General features: G+C 73.6%; 14 protein-coding genes. 8 read left to right on the forward strand and 6 right to left on the reverse strand.

What is annotated here, in order from left to right:
* Window positions 1–43: 43 nt before the first annotated feature.
* The 3 genes from afsR (at window position 44) to CYQ11_RS12870 (ending at window position 4,345) form a co-directional block, all read left to right on the forward strand.
* Window positions 44–2,977, forward strand: a complete 2,934-nt coding sequence (gene afsR / locus CYQ11_RS12865) for an SARP-family global regulator AfsR (RefSeq protein WP_099199497.1) — start codon at window positions 44–46, stop codon at window positions 2,975–2,977.
* Between the two features lie 269 nt (window positions 2,978–3,246).
* Window positions 3,247–3,414: a hypothetical protein gene (locus CYQ11_RS29505; protein ID WP_181143650.1), complete on the forward strand. Its 168-nt coding sequence runs from the start codon at window positions 3,247–3,249 to the stop codon at window positions 3,412–3,414.
* 619 nt (window positions 3,415–4,033) lie between these two features.
* Window positions 4,034–4,345 carry a hypothetical protein gene (locus CYQ11_RS12870; RefSeq protein WP_099199496.1) on the forward strand — a complete coding sequence of 104 codons (312 nt, stop codon included), beginning with the start codon at window positions 4,034–4,036 and terminating at the stop codon, window positions 4,343–4,345.
* Between the two features lie 191 nt (window positions 4,346–4,536).
* Here CYQ11_RS12870 and CYQ11_RS12875 read toward each other — a convergent pair whose 3' ends face one another.
* Window positions 4,537–6,342 (reverse strand): AMP-binding protein, encoded by a 1,806-nt coding sequence (locus CYQ11_RS12875; protein WP_099199495.1) that lies wholly within the window; start codon window positions 6,340–6,342, stop codon window positions 4,537–4,539.
* A gap of 123 nt (window positions 6,343–6,465) precedes the next feature.
* Between CYQ11_RS12875 and CYQ11_RS12880 the strand changes: the two genes are divergently transcribed.
* The 3 genes from CYQ11_RS12880 to CYQ11_RS12890 are packed head-to-tail and all read left to right on the forward strand — an operon-like array spanning window position 6,466 to window position 8,852.
* Window positions 6,466–7,617 carry a lipid-transfer protein gene (locus tag CYQ11_RS12880; protein ID WP_099199494.1) on the forward strand — a complete coding sequence of 384 codons (1,152 nt, stop codon included), beginning with the start codon at window positions 6,466–6,468 and terminating at the stop codon, window positions 7,615–7,617.
* A gap of 6 nt (window positions 7,618–7,623) precedes the next feature.
* Window positions 7,624–8,088 (forward strand): Zn-ribbon domain-containing OB-fold protein, encoded by a 465-nt coding sequence (locus CYQ11_RS30275; protein WP_146104683.1) that lies wholly within the window; start codon window positions 7,624–7,626, stop codon window positions 8,086–8,088.
* Entirely contained in the window at window positions 8,085–8,852 is a 768-nt protein-coding gene (locus CYQ11_RS12890) for an enoyl-CoA hydratase/isomerase family protein (protein WP_240003419.1), read from the forward strand. The genes CYQ11_RS30275 and CYQ11_RS12890 overlap by 4 nt, the downstream gene beginning before the upstream one ends.
* On the opposite strand, the gene afsK is transcribed toward CYQ11_RS12890, so the two are convergent.
* Window positions 8,837–11,371, reverse strand: coding sequence for a protein serine/threonine kinase AfsK (gene afsK, locus CYQ11_RS12895; protein WP_099199491.1), 2,535 nt, complete (start codon window positions 11,369–11,371; stop codon window positions 8,837–8,839). The genes CYQ11_RS12890 and afsK overlap by 16 nt on opposite strands.
* 240 nt (window positions 11,372–11,611) lie before the next feature.
* Window positions 11,612–12,424, reverse strand: coding sequence for an AfsK-binding protein KbpA (gene kbpA / locus CYQ11_RS12900; RefSeq protein WP_099198792.1), 813 nt, complete (start codon window positions 12,422–12,424; stop codon window positions 11,612–11,614).
* Between the two features lie 351 nt (window positions 12,425–12,775).
* Between kbpA and CYQ11_RS12905 the strand changes: the two genes are divergently transcribed.
* Window positions 12,776–13,423 (forward strand): TetR family transcriptional regulator, encoded by a 648-nt coding sequence (locus CYQ11_RS12905; protein WP_099198793.1) that lies wholly within the window; start codon window positions 12,776–12,778, stop codon window positions 13,421–13,423.
* A 191-nt stretch (window positions 13,424–13,614) separates the two neighbouring features.
* Here CYQ11_RS12905 and CYQ11_RS12910 read toward each other — a convergent pair whose 3' ends face one another.
* Window positions 13,615–14,091, reverse strand: a complete 477-nt coding sequence (locus CYQ11_RS12910) for a nitroreductase family deazaflavin-dependent oxidoreductase (protein ID WP_181143651.1) — start codon at window positions 14,089–14,091, stop codon at window positions 13,615–13,617.
* Window positions 14,091–15,308: an acyl-CoA dehydrogenase family protein gene (locus tag CYQ11_RS12915; protein ID WP_099199489.1), complete on the reverse strand. Its 1,218-nt coding sequence runs from the start codon at window positions 15,306–15,308 to the stop codon at window positions 14,091–14,093. The genes CYQ11_RS12910 and CYQ11_RS12915 overlap by 1 nt, the downstream gene beginning before the upstream one ends.
* 88 nt (window positions 15,309–15,396) lie before the next feature.
* On the opposite strand from CYQ11_RS12915, the gene CYQ11_RS12920 reads away from it, so the two are divergent.
* Window positions 15,397–16,575, forward strand: coding sequence for a thiolase C-terminal domain-containing protein (locus CYQ11_RS12920; protein WP_099199488.1), 1,179 nt, complete (start codon window positions 15,397–15,399; stop codon window positions 16,573–16,575).
* 148 nt (window positions 16,576–16,723) lie between these two features.
* On the opposite strand, the gene CYQ11_RS12925 is transcribed toward CYQ11_RS12920, so the two are convergent.
* Window positions 16,724–17,161 (reverse strand): Zn-ribbon domain-containing OB-fold protein, encoded by a 438-nt coding sequence (locus CYQ11_RS12925; protein WP_099199487.1) that lies wholly within the window; start codon window positions 17,159–17,161, stop codon window positions 16,724–16,726.
* Window positions 17,162–17,163 lie beyond the last annotated feature (2 nt).

A 17,163-nucleotide genomic window follows, 5' to 3' on the forward strand; every position in this document is an offset into this window, starting at 1 on the left:
CAGACTGGCCGGTGCGACCGAGCAGGACAGGCAGGGGGTCACCATGGCCGGCGACACAGGGCACGGGCAGCAGCTGCGCTTCACCGTGCTCGGGCCCGTCCGCGCCTGGCGCGGCGACGAACCGCTCCACACCGGATCGCCCCAGCAGCGGGCGCTGCTCGCCGCGCTGCTGCTGCGCGGCGGCCGCACCGCCACCGCGCCCGAACTCGTCGACGCCCTGTGGGGCGAGGAGCCCCCGCACGCGGCCCTCGCCGCGCTGCGCACGTACGCCTCCCGGCTCCGCAAGGCCTTCGGCCCCGACGCCGACGCCCTGGTCAGCGAGTCCGGCGGCTATGCGATACGGGTCGGGTACGGCGGCCTCGACATCGACACCGCCGAGCGGCTGGCCGCCGAGGCCGACAAGGCCCGTGGCGCCGGCGACCGGGCCCGCGCCCGCGAGCTGATGAACGAGGCCCTGGACCTGTGGGACGGCGAACCGCTCGCCGGCCTGTCCGGCCCGTACGCCGACACCCAGCGGGCCCGCCTGGAGGAGTGGCGGCTGAGCATCCTGGAGACCCGGCTCGACCTCGACCTGGAGGTCGGCTGCCACGCCGAGGCGGTCTCCGAGCTCACCGCCCTCACCGCCGCCCACCCGCTGCGCGAGAGGCTGCGCGAGCTGCTGATGCTCGCCCTCTACCGCAGCGGCCGGCAGGCCGAGGCCCTCGCCGTCTACGCCGACACCCGGCGGCTCCTCGCCGACGAGCTCGGCGTGGACCCCTGCTCCGAGCTGTCCGAGCTCCAGCAGCGCATCCTCAACGCCGACATCGCCCTGAACGTCCACCCGGCCGCCGCCGACCGGCCCGCCGCCGGGCCCACCTTCATCCGGCCCGCCCAGCTGCCGGCCACCGTCTCCGACTTCACCGGCCGCACCGCCTTCGTCAGCGAGCTCAGCGAGCAGCTCGCCACCGCCGAGGGCCGCGTCATGGCCGTGTCCGCCGTCGCGGGCATCGGGGGCGTCGGCAAGACCACCCTCGCCGTGCACGTCGCCCACGCCGCCCGGCACCAGTTCCCCGACGGCCAGCTCTACGTGGACCTCCAGGGCACCGGTCCCGTGGTCGCCGAGCCGGAGGCCGTGCTCGGGTCCTTCCTGCGGGCCCTCGGCGTCCCGGACTCCGCGATCCCGGACGGCGTGGAGGAGCGGTCCGCGCTCTTCCGCTCCACCCTCGACGGGCGGCGCGTCCTGGCCCTGCTCGACAACGCCCGCGACGCCGCCCAGGTCCGCCCCCTGCTGCCGGGCAACGAGGGCTGCGCCGCGCTCGTCACCAGCCGCGCCCGCATGGTCGGCCTCGCCGGCGCGCACCTGGTCGACCTGGACGTGATGAGCCCCGAAGAGGCGCTCGTGCTCTTCACCCGCATCGTCGGCCCCGAGCGGGTCGACTCCGAGCGCGACGCCGCCATGGACGTCGTCGCCGCCTGCGGCTTCCTGCCGCTGGCCATCCGCATCGCCGCCTCCCGGCTCGCCGCCCGGCGCACCTGGACCGTCTCCGTCCTCGCCCGCAAGCTCGGCGACGAACGCCGCCGCCTGGACGAACTGCGCGCCGGCGACCTCGCCGTCAAGGCCACCTTCGAACTCGGCTACGGCCAGCTCGAACCCGCCCAGGCCCGCGCCTTCCGCCTGCTCGGCCTCGCCGACGGCCCCGACATCTCCCTCGCCGCCGCGGCCGCCGTCCTCGACCTGGACCTCGACGCCACCGAGGAGCTGCTGGAGTCGCTGGTCGACACCTCGCTCCTGGAATCCGCCGCGCCCGGCCGCTACCGCTACCACGACCTCCTGCGGCTCTACGCGCGTTCCTGCGCGGAGCGCGACGAGCTGCCGCCCTCGGAGCGCGAGGCCGCCCTGTCGCGGCTCCTCGACTTCTACCTCGCCACGGCCGCCGGCGTGTACGTGCTCGAGCGCCCCGGCGACCAGCTCCTCACCCACCTGACGCCCACCACCCACCCCGGCCTCACCTTCACCGACCGCGGCGCGGCCGGGGACTGGCTGTTCGCCGAGGCCGGCTGCCTCCTGGCCTGCGTGCGCCAGCACTCCGGCGCCAGCGGCGACACGACGCGCCGGGCTGTGGACCTGCTGCTCGCCGCCAAGGACCTGGCCGAGTCCGGCGCCGACTCCCGCCAGTACGAGCAGGCCGCCACCGCCCTGCTGGCCTCCGCCCAGGCGACGGGCGACACCCGGGCCGAGGGACGGGCCCGGACCGTGCTGGCCCACGTGCACAGTATCGCCGGCCGCTTCGCGCAGGCCGACGCCCAGGCCCGCCAGGCGGTCCAGCTGGGGCGGGCCAGCGAGGACCCGATCCCCTGCTGCTACGCCGCCAACAACCGCGGCATCATCGCCATCTACGAGCACCGCCACGAGGACGCCGAGGCCTACATCGGCCAGGCCCTCGCCGCCTTCCGCGCCGACGGCAACAAGCCCGGCGAGGCCAGCGCGCTGTGCAACCTCTCCCGGGCCCACCTGGGCGCCGGCCGGGTCCAGTCGGCGGTCCGCCTCACCGAGCAGGCCATCGCCCTCTACCGCGAGACCAACGTCTCCTGGCGGCTCGCCAACGCCCTCTACGCGTACGCGGTCGCCCTCACCAGCGCCGGGCGCCACGAGGAGGCCATGGCGCGTCTCCAGGAGGCCCTACCGGTCTTCCGGGACAACCGCCAACGGCTGTGGGAGGGCATGACGCTCTTCCGTATGGCCGAGCTGTACCTGGCCGTCCGTGAGCCCGCGAAGGCCGCGGCCCACGCCGAGCACGCGCTGGCGCAGCTGCGGGACACCGGCGGCGGGTGGCGCCGCGCCAACATCCTGACCGTCCTGGGGCGTTCCCTGGACGCCTTCGGCCAGTCGGGACGCGCCCACGCCTGCTGGACCGAGGCGCTGGGCATCTTCGAGCAACTGGGCTCCTCGGAGGCGGCCGAGGTGCGGGAGCTGCTGACGCCGGTGGCGGCGGCGTAGGGGGCGCGTGGGGTGTCCCCAAGGGGGCGCACCCTCCGGAAAAACCCCCGTCACGTGCCCGTTCATCGATCGTTTATCGTGACCCGGCATTCTAATGAATGTCGATCCGTCGCGTCGGGGGGCAGGCGGGTCGTAGGTGAGGCCTCACCTGGAGGGCGAACAGCCCTCATTGCCCGTCCGGCGGTCTTCGGGGGAGTCGCCGGGCGGGTTCGGCAGTCCCCTCTTCAGCCCAACAACGACTCGCATATCGACCAACGGGGAGAGACACCATGAGCGACGAGAAGAAGCTCAAGCCCATCGTGGCCACGCCGCAGGACGATCACGCGACCGGCACCAAGCCGCTCGTCGCGCAGCTGCTGCCGCAGGACGACCACGCCACCGGGGCGGAGCCGTTCGTCCTGAAGGACGACCACGCCACGATCGAGAAGCCTTTCTGAGCAACGAGCGTTGCTGAGGCGCCCCTCCGGCGGTGACCGGGACCAGGCGTCGGGGAGCTTCCGCCAGACATCGGCCGGAAGCTCCCGGGCCCCGTCAGGTCCCGCCACGACGAGGGCGGCCCCAGTGCGGTGTGCGGCGGGATCCCACGGGGGAACGGCACGACGGGGGAACGGGATCCGGCCAGGGGGCGCACCGACAGGAGGTCCGGGGGAGTACGACGGGGGACCTCACAACGGGGGAACGACAGGGGCCGGCATCGGCGGCGGGGAGGGGATGCCGTCGGCGCCGGCCCCTGCGGCTGCCCGCGGGGGCTTCCAGGGGTGGCCGCCGGGGCGGCCTTGGGGCGTGGGGGCGGCGGAGGACGGCTGTCGGCGACGACGGCTCCTTGTCGGCGGCTCCTCACCGACGGCTCCTCACCGGCACAGCCAATCCGCCTGTCGGCGACGCGACTTCAGAGGCAGGGGCTCCGTTTCAGCGACCTCCTGTCAACCGGCCTATCCGGAATCTCAGGTTTTCCGCCCACAGCTCACGCACCACCGCACATCGCGGGTACGTTCACCGCACAGCACCACCGACCATCAACCCCACGCACCACAACCCCCGAAAAGAGGAGTCGTAATGAACTTCACGACGACGAACCACACCGAGGCATGCGGGCCCTGGGAGGACGCGTCCGCCACCCACGGCACCGGCAAGCGCCGGACGCTGGCGCGCGGGGCCAAGGTGCTCGCCATAGCCGGCCTCGTCGCCGCGGTGGCGATCATCGGTGCGGGGCCGGTCGTCGCCGACGACCACTCGACCACCGTCGAGTCCTTCAAGACGCCCACCGCCGCCGTGAAGGTCTTCGACGACCACTCCACGGGCATCTTCGACCAGGCCAACGGCGGCTCGGACGACCACAGCACGATCGCGCCCCTGACCTTCGGCTGACGGCCGCCCCAGGCGCCCGCCGAGCGCCGGACCCGGTGCGGTCCGTGCGCCCCGTGAGACCGTGGCCGGCGAAGCCCGCCGGTCACGGTCTTCACGCGTGCAGGGCCCGAGCCGGCAACGGGTCGGGATCCCCCGGCGGCCACGACGACCGCTCCACGGCGGCACCCGGGGAGCTCCGACGGCTTTCGCTCCTAAGACCGTCGCTTCTGCCCATGGCCGTCGCTTCTACGGCCGCCGGCCGGCGAGGCGGCGCGCTCGCGCAGCAGCCGCTTGAGCACCTTGCCCGAGGCGTTGCGCGGCAGCTCCGGTACGAACTCCACCTCGCGCGGCACCTTGTAGTTCGCCATCTCCCGGCGCGCCCAGGCGATGAGCTCCTCGGCCGTGACGGCTCCGCGCCGTACGGCGAACGCCTTGCCCACCTCGCCGAGCCGGGCATCCGCCACACCCACGACCGCGACCTCCGCTATCCCCGGATGCCGGGCCAGCACCCGCTCTATCTCGGCGGGGTAGGCGTTGAAGCCGCCCACGACGAACATGTCCTTCACCCGGTCGGTGACCCGCAGGTTGCCGTCCGCGTCCAGCACCCCGACGTCGCCGGTGTGCAACCAGCCGTCGGCGTCGACGGCCCGCTTCGTGGCCTCCGGGTCCTCGAAGTAGCCGGACATCACCTGATAGCCGCGCACCAGGATCTCGCCGGGCGCCCCGGGCGGAAGCGCCACCCTGTCCGCCCCGACCACCTTCACCTCGGTGTCCGGGACGGCCCGCCCCGAGGTGCCGGCCACCAGCTCCGGCGGATCGCCGCGCCGGCACATGGTGACGAGACCGCTGGCCTCGCTCATGCCGTAGGCGGTCAGCACGGTGGCGACGCCCAGCTCGCTCCGCAGCCGTTCGACCAACCGCGGCGGCACCACGGCCGCCCCCGTCACGACGACCCGCAGGGACGACAGGTCGTAGGCCGCCCGGCCCGAGTGGTCCAGCAGCGCCTGGTGGAGGGTGGGCGGACCGGGCAGCACGGATATGCGCTCGGCCACCACATGGGCCAGCACGGCCTCCGGGGTGAAGACGGGCTGCGGAACCATCGTCGCTCCGCGCATCAGGCACGCGATGACGCCTGCCTTGTAGCCGAAGGTGTGGAAGAACGGGTTGACGATCAGATAGCGGTCTCCTTCCCGCAGTCCGGCCAGTTCGCTCCAGACGCCGAAGGCCCGCAGCGTCTGGGCGTGGGTGATGACGGCACCTTTGGGTTCGCCCGTGGTCCCCGAGGTGAAGAGGAGGTCCGAGGGCTCCCCCGGCCCGACGGCGTCGGCCCGCGCCCGCACCTCCCTCCCGGACACCGCGTCCCCGGCGGCGAGGAACTCCTTCCACGTACGGAAGTCGGCGGGAGCGTCGTCGGCCAGGACGACGACGTCCCGCAGGTGCGGCAACCCCGCCAACGGCCCGGCGCCGGCCACCAGAGCGGCGGAAGCGGGCTCGGTTCCGCCACCGGCCGGCGGACCGAAGGCGGACGCCGGGCCCGGGCCGGGCAGCCGACCGGACGCAGACGCCGGCCCGGCGCCGGTCGCCGGTGGCCCGTCCCCCCGCCGCGTCCCGGCCCGGGGGCCACCGGCGCCCTGGGCCGCGTTGCGCAGAGCCGCGACGTACGAGGTGCCCAGGAACGTGCCGGTGACGAAGAGCATCCGGGCCCGCGTGCGCTCCAGCAGCCGTACCGTCTCCGCCCCCTTGAAGCGGGTGTTGACGGGCACGAGCACCGCACCGGCGGTGACCGCGCCCAGCGCGGAGACGATCCAGTCGAGGGTGTTGGGGGCCCAGACGGCCACCCGGTCCCCGGGCTCCACCCCGGCGGCCACGCACCCGGCCGCGGCCCGCTCGACGCGCTCCCCGAGCTGCCGGAAGGTGATCCGGGTCCGGCCCTCGACCACGGCCTCATGCTCGGCGTACCGCTCCGCGGCGACGCGCACGAGCCGGGGTATCGAAACGAATTCCAGATCACCGCGCATCGCAAGCCCTCCCGTGCCCCCGTCCGGCGGCCGGCCGCGACCGCCGACCGCACCACCAGCTGACTTAGCGTCAGATTAGCGATACCCTTCCGCGCTGTCAGCACCGACAGCACGGAGGTGGCGATGACGGCAACGCTCAAGGACACCACTGCGATCGTCGGCATCGGCCAGACCCCCTTCGCCCGCCAACTCGACCCACCTGAAAAGACATTGGCCTGCCAGGCCATCCTCGCCGCGCTCGACGACGCCGGCATCGCCCCCTCCGAGGTCGACGCCTTCGCCTCCTACACCATGGAGGAGACCGACGAGGTCGAGGTCGCCAAGGCCGTCGGCGCGGGCGACGTGACCTTCTTCTCCCGCATCGGCTACGGCGGAGGCGGGTCCTGTGCGACCGTCGCCCACCTCGCCGCCGCCATCACCACAGGTCAGGCGACCGTGGGAGTGGCCTGGCGCTCACGCAAGCGCGGCTCGGGCCCCCGGCCCTGGCGCGACACCCGCGCCCAGCTGCCCACGCCGGCCCAGTGGACCCGTCCGTATGGACTCCTGCGCCCCGTCGACGAGATCGCGATGCTGGCTCGCCGCTACATGCACGAATACGGCGCCACCCGCGACCACTTCTTCAACGTCGCCCTGGCCTGCCGCAACCGCGCCGCCCAGAATCCCGCCGCGATCATGCACGGGCGACCGCTCACCCGTGAGGCGTACATGTCCGCCCGCTGGATCAGCGAGCCGCTGTGCCTCTTCGACAACTGCCTGGAGACGGACGGAGCCCTGGCGTGCGTCGTCGTCGCCGCCGAACGCGCCCGTGACCTGCGGCAACGCCCGGTCTACGTCCACTCCGCGGCCCAGGGCCTGCCGTCCCAGCACCACGGCATGGTCAACTACTGGACCGACGACCCGCTGGCGGGCCCCTCCTGGACCGCCGCCCGACAGCTGTGGAAAGCAGCCGACTTCGGTCCCTCGGACGTCCATGTCGCGCAGATCTACGACGCGTTCACCACGCTCATCCCGCTCTCCCTGGAGGGCTATGGATTCTGCGGGCGCGGCGAGGGCGCGGCCTTCACGGAGGACGGCGCGCTCGAACTCGGCGGCCGCCTCCCGCTCAACACCGGCGGCGGTGGTCTCAGCGAGGCTTACGTCCATGGCTTCAACCTCATCAACGAGGGCGTCAGACAACTCCGCGGCACGTCCACCGCGCAGGTGCCCGGCGCGGCGACCTGCCTGGTCACCGCGGGAGAGGGCGTCCCCACATCGGCACTGCTGCTGAGGAGTTGAGTGCTCATGTCCCCCATGATGAGGGGCACCACTGACAACGGCCTCCTGCTGCCGGTCCCGGACGCCGACGGGGAGCCGTTCTGGACCTACGCCGCCCGGGGTGAGCTGCGTATTCAGTCCTGCGCCGACTGCGGAGGGCTGCGTTTCCCACCCCGACCCTGCTGCCCGCGCTGCCAGTCCTTCGCCACGGAATGGCGTCTGATGTCGGGGCGCGGCCACATCTGGTCGTACGTCCGGCCCCACCCGCCCCTCCTGCCCGGTTACGCCGAGCAGGCCCCGTACAACGTCGTCCTCGTCCAGCTCGCGGACGCCCCGGGCATCCGCCTCGTCGGCAATCCGGTCAGCGCCCCCGACGCGGCGCTGGACTCGGTCGACCCGGCCCTGCTGCGCGTCGGCGCACCGGTCCGGGCCGTCTTCGCGGAGATCGCGCCCGGCGTCACCGTGCCCCGCTGGCTGCTGGAGCGGCCGTGAGCGTCCGCAGGGAGGTCCGCCCGGACGGCGTCGCGCTCCTCACCCTCGACCGGCCCGAGCGTCACAACGCCATCGACCTCGCCACCGCCGGGCAACTGACCGAAGCGTGGCGCGCGTTCCGCTTCGACGATGCCGTGCGCGCCGTCGTTCTCACCGGCGCCGGGGAGCGGGCGTTCTGCACGGGGATCGACCGTTCGGCCGTCGTGCCCCAGCCCGCCTCGCCCTATTCCCTGGACGATCCCCTCCTGGGCATCGGCCCCAAGTCGGCCGACCTCTGGAAGCCCGTCATCGCCGCGGTCGGGGGCATGGCCTGCGGCGGGGCGTTCTATCTCCTGGGGGAGGCGGAGTTCGTCGTGGCCTCCGAGAACGCGACCTTCTTCGATCCGCACGTCTCCTACGGCATGGTCAGCGCCTTCGAGACCGTGCACATGGCCCAGCGCATGCCGTTCGGCGAGGCGGCGCGGATGGCGCTGACGGGGACCGCCGAGCGCCTCTCCGCGCGGCGTGCCTACGAGGTGGGTCTCGTCTCCGAGCTGACCCCGCCCGGCGGGGCCACGGCCGCGGCCCTCCGCGCCGCCGCCGTCATCGCCTCCTGGCCGGCCGAACCCGTGCAGGGCACCGTGAGGGCGCTGTGGGCGGCCAGGGAGGCGGCCCGACAGCACGCCCTCGCCCTGGCCCCGCACCTGATCTCCCTGGGCAACCTTCCCCCCGCCGCCCAGGCGGACCTGTTCGAGGGGCGCGGCCGGGACTACCGCGTGCGCTGAGCCCCCGTGCCCTTGGCCGCGTCCAGGGCGTAGACGCAGCGGTCCTTGCTGCAGGCGTACACCACGCCGCCCGTCGCCACCGGGGAGCCCGTGATCTCCCCGCCGGTGGCGAGCTTCCAGCGCAGCTGACCGCCTGCCGCGTCCACGGTGTACAGGCAGTGGTCCGCGGAGCCGAAGTGGACCCGGCCGTCCGCGACGACGGGGGCGCCGACGATGTCGCCGCCGGCCGCGAAGCGCCACCTGGGCGTGCCCGTGACGGCGTCCAGCGTGTACAGCGCCCCGCCACTGCCCAGGTGCACGGCGCCCGCGGCGACCAGCACCGGCTCGGCCGACTGGCGGGCCTCCGTGGCGATGCGCCAGCGGTCACGGCCGGTGGCGGCGTCGAGGGCGTACACCGTGCCCAGGTAGTCGGCGACGTAGACGCCGCCACCGGTCACGGAGGGGCCCGGCGCGAACGCCGGCGGGCTCAGGAAGACCGCCGGGGCCTCGAACCGCCAGCGCACGTCACCCCGCGCCACGTCGATGGCCAGCACGCGCGTGCCCGCGGCCACGTAGACGACGCCGTCCGGCGCCGCCAGCAGCCGCACCGGCACACCGCCGCACGACGGCGCGTCACCGACGGGATACGACCAGCGCTCGACGCCCGTACGCGCCTCCAGGGCCCGCAGGCGCGCGTCCGCCCATACGTAGACCGTGCCGTCGTGGACCTGCGGTCCGCAGTCGGGCGTCTCGAAGTCGGTCTGGGCGCCGCTCATCTCCCACAGCAGCTCGCCGTTGGCGGCCTCCCATGCCTGGACGCCGCCGCCGCGGGTGCCCGTGACGATGGTGCCCCGGTCGGCCTTCAGGGAGTAGACCCAGCCGTCCGTGGACAGCCGCCACCGCTCGGCGCCGTCCGCGGCGTCCAGCGCGTAGAGCGTCGGCCCGTCGGAGGCGTGTATGCGGCCGTCGGCGACGGCCATCGCCCAGGCGACGTCCCGCGTCTTGAACTGGCGGCGACCGCTGGCCACGTCGAGGGCGTGCACCTCGAAGGACGTGACGTACAGCAGGTCACCGGCGACGACCGGCGTGCCCCAGACGTCGTTGGACATCCGGAAGCGCCACGGCCGCCAACGACCGGGGTCGGCCTGCGGATTGGTGGCGCCGTCCGGCGCGGGTGCGGGGGCGGGGGCCGGGGCGGGCGGCTGGCCCGGCAGGGCGGCGGCGGAGGCCCCGGCCGGCGGGCGCACCCATCCGGTCGTGGCTCCGGCGGCCCGGTCGTGGGGCTCGCGCGCGTCGGCGACCCGCGGCCCGGGGCCGATCGGCACCTGCGACCCGGCCAGGCGCACGGTCCCGTCGGGGGCCGCCGCGGGCGCCCCGGCGTGACGTCCGTGGGCGGCGCCGGGGAGGGCGCCTGCCGGAACGCCGTGCGGTCCGCTCAGGCCACCGCGGGGGTCGGGCGCGCCGACGGCGCCGGAGCGGCCGGTGGCGCCGCTTCCGGCGTGTGCGGAGCCCCAGGCGGCGGGGGCGCGGCCGGCCGGGGGCTCGTGGGCGGCCACGGGCTCGGGGGCCGGCGGCTGGGTGGGCCGGGGCGGCGCGCTCACGCGGCCACGGCCGCCCGCCTGGCCGGCCGCGGCGGGGCGGTGCCCGGCACGGCGCTGCTCGATCAGGGAGACGGCGTTGTCGGGCAGCCACGCGGAGGCCGTACCGCTGTCGTCGCCACCACCGGAGGCGAACAGGTGCGGGGCGAGCTGCGCCTGGAGGTCGGCCGGGCTCGGCCGGTTCTCGGCCGCCATCTGCATGCAGGAGTCGATGAGGGGGCGCAGCTCGTCGGGGAGGCCGCTCAGGTCCGGGCCCTCGCGCAGCAGCATGAAGACGGTCTCGACGGGGTTCGCGCCGTGGAAGGGGGCGTGTCCGGTCGCGGCGAAGACCAGCGTGGAGCCGAGGGAGAAGATGTCGCTGGCGCCGGTGACGCTGCGGGAGTCCCGGGCCTGCTCCGGTGACATGTACGCGGGCGTGCCGACGGCGACGTTGGTCATGGTCAGCCGGGTGTTGGAGACGCCCGAGGCGATGCCGAAGTCGATGACGCGCGGCCCGTCCTCGACCACGAGCACGTTGGAGGGCTTCAGGTCCCGGTGGACCAGCCCCGCGCCGTGGATGGACTGCAGCGCCTCGGCGACCCCGGCAGCCAGCCAGCGCACCGCCTGGGCGGGCAGCGGGCCGCACTCGGTGATGATCTCCTCGAGCGAGGGCGCGGGCACGTACGCGGTGGCCAGCCACGGCACGGCCGCCCTGGGGTCGGCGTCGACCACGGCGGCGGTGTAGAAGCCGCTGACGGCTCGGGCCGCTTCCACCTCACGGGTGAAGCGCACACGGAAGAGCTGGTCCTCCGCGAGCTCCGTCCGCACCGTCTTGATCGCCACCCGCCGGCCGGATGCCGAGCGGGCGAGATAGACCAGCCCCATGCCGCCGGCACCGAGTCGGCCGAGCACCTCGAACGGGCCGATCCGTCTCGGGTCGTGCTGCGTAAGCTGCTCCACCACTGGCCTGCCACCTCCCCGTCGGGGCTTGAAGGGTTTCAGCCCCGTGCAGCGTCTCACCGCGAAATTATCCCGGGGTACGCACCCTGATTCTTCCTGGCGAAGCCCCCGGTTGCGAACCCGGGGCACGCTTCGCCGTGTCTCCGCCATAGCGGGCCATATGGCGCCACATGAGGAATGTCCGATCTGCACCCTGCCCTCATTCGTCCCCCGCTACCCCTCCCCCTCGCTCTTCGCGGCCGGCTATTCGCCTTCCGGCCGCTCGGGCTGCGACAGGTCGATGACGGCGAAATCGGCTCCTTGGTCGTCGGCGACCACCGCGAAACGCCCGTACGGGGTGTCCTGCGGCTCCCTGCGCACCCGCCCGCGCATCCGCTGCACGGCACGCACCACGGCGTCGCAGTCCTCGACCACGAAATAGGTCAGGAAGTGGGCGGGCATCTCCTTGGGGTACCGGTCGTCCATGACGACCCGGCCGCCCACCGCGCTCTCCGCCCCGCCCCCCGCCCCGCCGGGCGTCCAGATGGCGAAGTCGACGGACGCCTCCTCGCTCACGTCGTAGACGTTGAAGCCGAAGACCGCCTCGTAGAAGGGGTCGACCGCCTTCGCGTCCCAGGTCCACACCTCGGCCCAGCCGTACGAGCCCGGCTCGCCCCGCTTCTCGAAGCCCTTGTGGCTGCCCGCCTGCCAGACGCCGAAGACCGCTCCCCCGGGATCGGCCGCCATCAGCATCGTGCCGAACGGGCCGACGGCCACGGGTCCCGTGACGATCTGGCCGCCGGCGGCCCGGATCCGCCCGGCGGTGGCCGTCGCGTCGTCCGAGGCGAAGTAGACGGACCAGGTCGTCGGCATGCGACCGTCCGGCTTGGGGGCGAGCGCCGCCACGTTCTTGCCGTCGTGGAAGGCGTGGGTGTAGTGCCCGTACTCACTGCCGGCGTCCTCGAACGTCCACCCGAAGAGCTCGCCGTAGAAGCGCTTGCCCGCCTCGACGTCCGAGAGCATGGCATCCACCCAGCACGGCATGCCCGCCTGGATTCCGTCCGTGGCTGTGCTCATGGTCCGCTCCTTCTGCGCGCGTCCGAGCGAGGGTGCCGAGTCGGCCGAGTGAGCCGGTGGATCATGCTGAAGCGAGCCGCGCTCCGGGCCTGGAGATCACGTCCTGGCTGCCACGGTATAGGCGGTCCACCCATCGCGCGCGGCCTGTGGACAACCTGTGAAGCAAGTGGGTGGCGACCGTTGTCCACAGCTTGTTGATAGGACAATTCACCGGTACGGGCCAATCCGTTCCAACTCTATTCCGACCCCCCGCCACCTGTTCTGACCTGCGGCGATACCCGGTCCCGCACCCCCGCCCCCATTTGCATGCGGCCGAATCGCGCTCCGATCACCCCTCGGTAAGCTGACGGCATGACAGGACAAGTACGCACCGTCGACGGCCGCGTGGCCGGTCGGCGAGGGCAGGCCACGCGGCAGAAGCTGCTGGACTGCCTCGGTGAAATGCTCAGCTCGTCCCCCTACCGCGACGTCAAGGTCATCGACGTCGCCCGCAAGGCCGGAACCTCCCCCGCGACCTTCTACCAGTACTTCCCCGACGTCGAGGGCGCCGTCCTGGAGATCGCCGAGGAGATGGCCAAGGAAGGCGCGAGCCTGACCGAACTGGTCGCGAGCCGCTCGTGGGTCGGCAGGTCCGGCTGGCAGGCGGCCGAGGAACTCGTCGACGGCTTCCTGGGCTTCTGGCGCAAGCACGACGCCATCCTGCGCGTGGTCGACCTCGGCGCGGCCGAGGGCGACAAGCGGTTCTACAAGATCCGCATGAAGATCCTCAACGCCGTCACCAACTCCCTGACGGACTCCGTCAAGGAGCTCCAGTCCAAGGGCAAGGTGGACAAGGACGTCAACCCGGCGGCCGTGGCGGGTTCGCTGGTCGCGATGCTCGCCGCTGTGGCCTCCCACCAGAAGGGCTTCCAGAGCTGGGGCGTCAAGCAGGCCGAACTCAAGCCCAACCTCGCGCTGCTGGTTCATCTGGGCATCACCGGCAAGAAGCCGACCAAGTAGCGCCGGACCGCCCAGCGGCGGCACAACAGCACCCACACGCACGTCCTGTCATCGCAGCGGCGGGCCGCCCGGGCTTGGCCCCGGCCGGCCCGCCGTGGCGCATCACCGGCAGCGCCCGCGGCAGCCGTACCGGCCCTGTCACCCCGCCGCCGTCACCCGTCGGTGGATCCGCCGCCCGCCACCGCCCGGGGCTACCGCCGGTCCAGTCTGAAGAGCCGGATCTCACGCTCCACGCGTTCCTGGTAGCGGGCGTACGGAGGCCAGAAAGCGAGCGCTGTCGCCCACGCCCCCTCCCTCTCCGCACCGCTCAACAGACGTGCCCGCACCGGGATGTCCCGTCCCCGCCAGTTGATCTCCACGTCCGGATGAGCCAGCAGGTTCGCCGTCCACGCGGGGTGGCCGGGCCGGCCGAAGTTGCTGCCGACCAGGAGCCAGGCACTGTCCGCAGGGTCCGCCGGAATGCACGCGAGCGGGGTCCGGCGCGTCAGACCGCTCTTCGCCCCGGTCGAGACGAGCACCGCCCCGGGCAGCAGACTCGCGCTCAACAGCACTCTGCCGCGCGTCAACCGGTGCACAGCACGGTCGATCGCCGGTACGAAATGCGGTGCCACCCGTGCGAACGAACGGGTCGAGGAGACCTTCTGGACCACGCGTTCGACGCCAGTCATCACAGCACCACCGCTTCCCTCTCGTCCGTCACCGCAAACAGCCCGGCGGCCTCCGCCGCACGCGCCCGCAGGCGGTGCACGGGGCCGAACAGCAGCGCGTCCGAAGCAGCTCGTTTGAAGTACAGCTGCACATCGTGCTCCCACGTCACCCCGATGCCTCCGTGCAGCTGGATCGCCTCCCCGGTGACCGTCCACGCCGTCTCCAGCGCCTGCGCCAGCGCGAGCCCCCCGACGGCCGCGGCACCCGACGGCGGCTGTCCCCCGCCGGCGGCCCAGGCCGCGTAGTACGCCGCCGAACGGGCGCCCTGCACCGCCACGTGCAGATCCGCCAGCCGGTGCTTGACGGCCTGGAAGGACCCGATCGGCCTGCCGAACTGCTCCCGCACGCGCGCGTACCCCACAGTCCGCTCCAGCGCCGCGTCCGCCACCCCCACGGCCTCCGCCGCGAGCACCGCGGCCACCGGCCCGCCCAGGGCCGCCAGCACGCCCCACGCGTCGCGCTCCCGCGCGCCGAGCAGCTCCGCCCGGACGTCCCGCAACTGGACACGGGCCTGGGGGCGCGTCTCGTCCATCACCGTCAGCCGGGCCCGGACCACACCGCGGGCCTCTGCCGGGCGTACGAGGAAGAGCAGCGCACGCCCGTCGACGTAGCCGCCGGTGTGCGCGGCGACGATCAGCAGCCCGGCGCTGTGCCCGTCCAGCACCTGCCCGGCCTCCCCGTACAGCCGCCAGCCGTCCGGGGTGCGCCGCGCCTGTACGCCACCGGCCCGGCCGCCCACAGGCGGGGCGGCGCCCTCAGGGCCGACCAGGCCGAGTGCCACCGGCAGGGGCGCGCCGGGCAGGGCGAGGGCCGCGGTGAGCTCACCCGAGGCCAGGCGGGGCAACAGCTCCGCGCGCTGCTCCGTGGTGCCGAGGGAGGCGATGAGCGGGGTGGCCAGAGCCGTCGTCGCGAGCAGCGGCGAGGGCAGGAGCGCGCGTCCGGTCTCCTCACCGGCCAGCGCCAGCTCCGTGGGCCCGCATCCCACCCCGCCGTACCGCTGCTCCACCGCCAGCCCTGCCAGCCCCAGCCGCTCGGCCAGCTGCCGCCAGAGCCCCTCGTCATGGCCGGCCGGGGTCAGCACCGCCGCCCTGACCTCCGCGACGCCACAGCGCTTGAGCAACAACTCACGCAGGGCAGCCCGGATCCCGGCCTGTTCCTCGCTGAACGCGGCGTCCATAGCGGACTCCTCCCTCCCGGCGGGCGGCCGTCATCGTAGGGCGCCGGACCGGACTTTCCCAGAGTCCATCTGATGTACCGTCAGATTTATGACTCCAGGCAAGCGCAAGGTCGCTGTCGTCGGCGTCGCCCTCGCGGACTGCGGCCGTCTCGACACGGTCACGCCCTACGCCCTGCACGCCCAGGCCGCCCGACGCGCCCTCGCCGACTCCGGGCTCGACCGGAGCGTCATCGACGGCTTCGCGTCCACCGGCCTCGGCACGCTCGCCCCCGTCGAAGTCGCTGACTACCTGGGGCTGCGGCCCTCGTGGGTCGACTCGACCTCCGTCGGCGGAGCGACCTGGGAAGTCATGGCCTCCCACGCGACCGACGCCATCGCGGCGGGCCACGCCAACGCCGTGCTCCTGGTCTACGGCTCCACCGCCCGCGCCGACATCAAAGCCGGTCGCCGCACCTCCCATCTCTCCTTCGGCACCAGCGGACCCGCCCAGTTCGAGGCGCCCTACGGCCACACCCTCATCGCGAAGTACGCGATGGCCGCACGCCGCCACATGCACCAGTACGGCACCACGGTGGAGCAGTTGGCCGACATCGCCGTCCAGGCCCGCACCAACGCCGCCCACAATCCCCACGCCCTCTACCGCACCCCCCTCTCCGTCGACGACGTCCTCTCCGGCCCGCTGATCGCCGACCCGTTCACCACACTCCACTGCTGCGTACGCTCGGACGGCGGCTGCGCGGTCCTGCTGGCGGCGGAGGAGTACACCACCGACGCCGCACGGCCCCCGGTCTGGGTCCTGGGCACCGGCACGGCCGTCTCCCACAGCGCCATGTCCGAGTGGGAGGACTTCACCGTCACCCCCGCCGCCGTCTCCGGCCGCCTGGCCTTCGAGCGGGCCGGCGTCACCCCCCGGGACATCGACGTGGCGCAGCTGTACGACGCCTTCACCTACATGACGCTGGTGACGCTGGAGGACCTGGGCTTCTGCGCGAAGGGCGAGGGCGGCACGTTCGCGTCCGGGGGCCGGCTGACGACCGGCGGCGCCCTGCCGGTCAACACCGACGGGGGCGGCCTGTCGGCCTGCCACCCCGGGATGCGGGGCCTCTTCCTCCTGGTCGAAGCCGTGCGCCAGCTACGCGGCGAGGCGGAGGAGGGACGCCAGGTCCACCGGCCGGACGGCCGGCTCCCCCAGCTCGCGGTGGCCTCGGGAACGGGCGGCTGGTTCTGCTCGTCGGGGACCGTCGTCCTGGGACGGGACCGACCCTGACCGAAGGCCGTGAACGGGACTGGCCTTGGCCGGGGGCCGTGAACGGGACCGACCCTGACCCGAGGCCGTGAACGGGACTGGCTCTGACCGAAGGCCGTAGGCGGACTGACTCTGACCCGGGGCCGTGGACGGCACGGCCCCGCTGATGTCAGCCGCCCTCGCCCACCGGCCGGAACACCGGCACCACCGGGTGTGACGGGACCGCCGGATCCCTGCGGAAGGCCACCACCAGCGGCATCCCCACCCGCAGTGCGCCCTCGGAGCAACCGACGACCTCGCTCATCATGCGCGGCCCCTCCTCCAGCTCGACGACGGCGGGTGTGTAGGGGAGGCGGGAAGCGAAGGGCGACAGGTCGTTCCTGTGCACGACGGACCACGTGTACAGCACGGCCCGGCCGCTCGCCTGCTCCCAGACGACCTCCTCACCCCAGCACCGCGGGCAGACCTCCCGTGGGTAGTGGTGCGCCGCCCCGCACCCCACCGCCCGGCAGCGGCGTATCAGCAGCCGCTCCGCGGCGGCCGCGTCCCAGTACGGCCGGGTGAAGTCGTCCACCTCCGGCACGTCAAAGCGCGGTATCTCTCCCATGA

This window comes from Streptomyces cinnamoneus, from assembly GCF_002939475.1.
Classification (GTDB): domain Bacteria; phylum Actinomycetota; class Actinomycetes; order Streptomycetales; family Streptomycetaceae; genus Streptomyces; species Streptomyces cinnamoneus_A.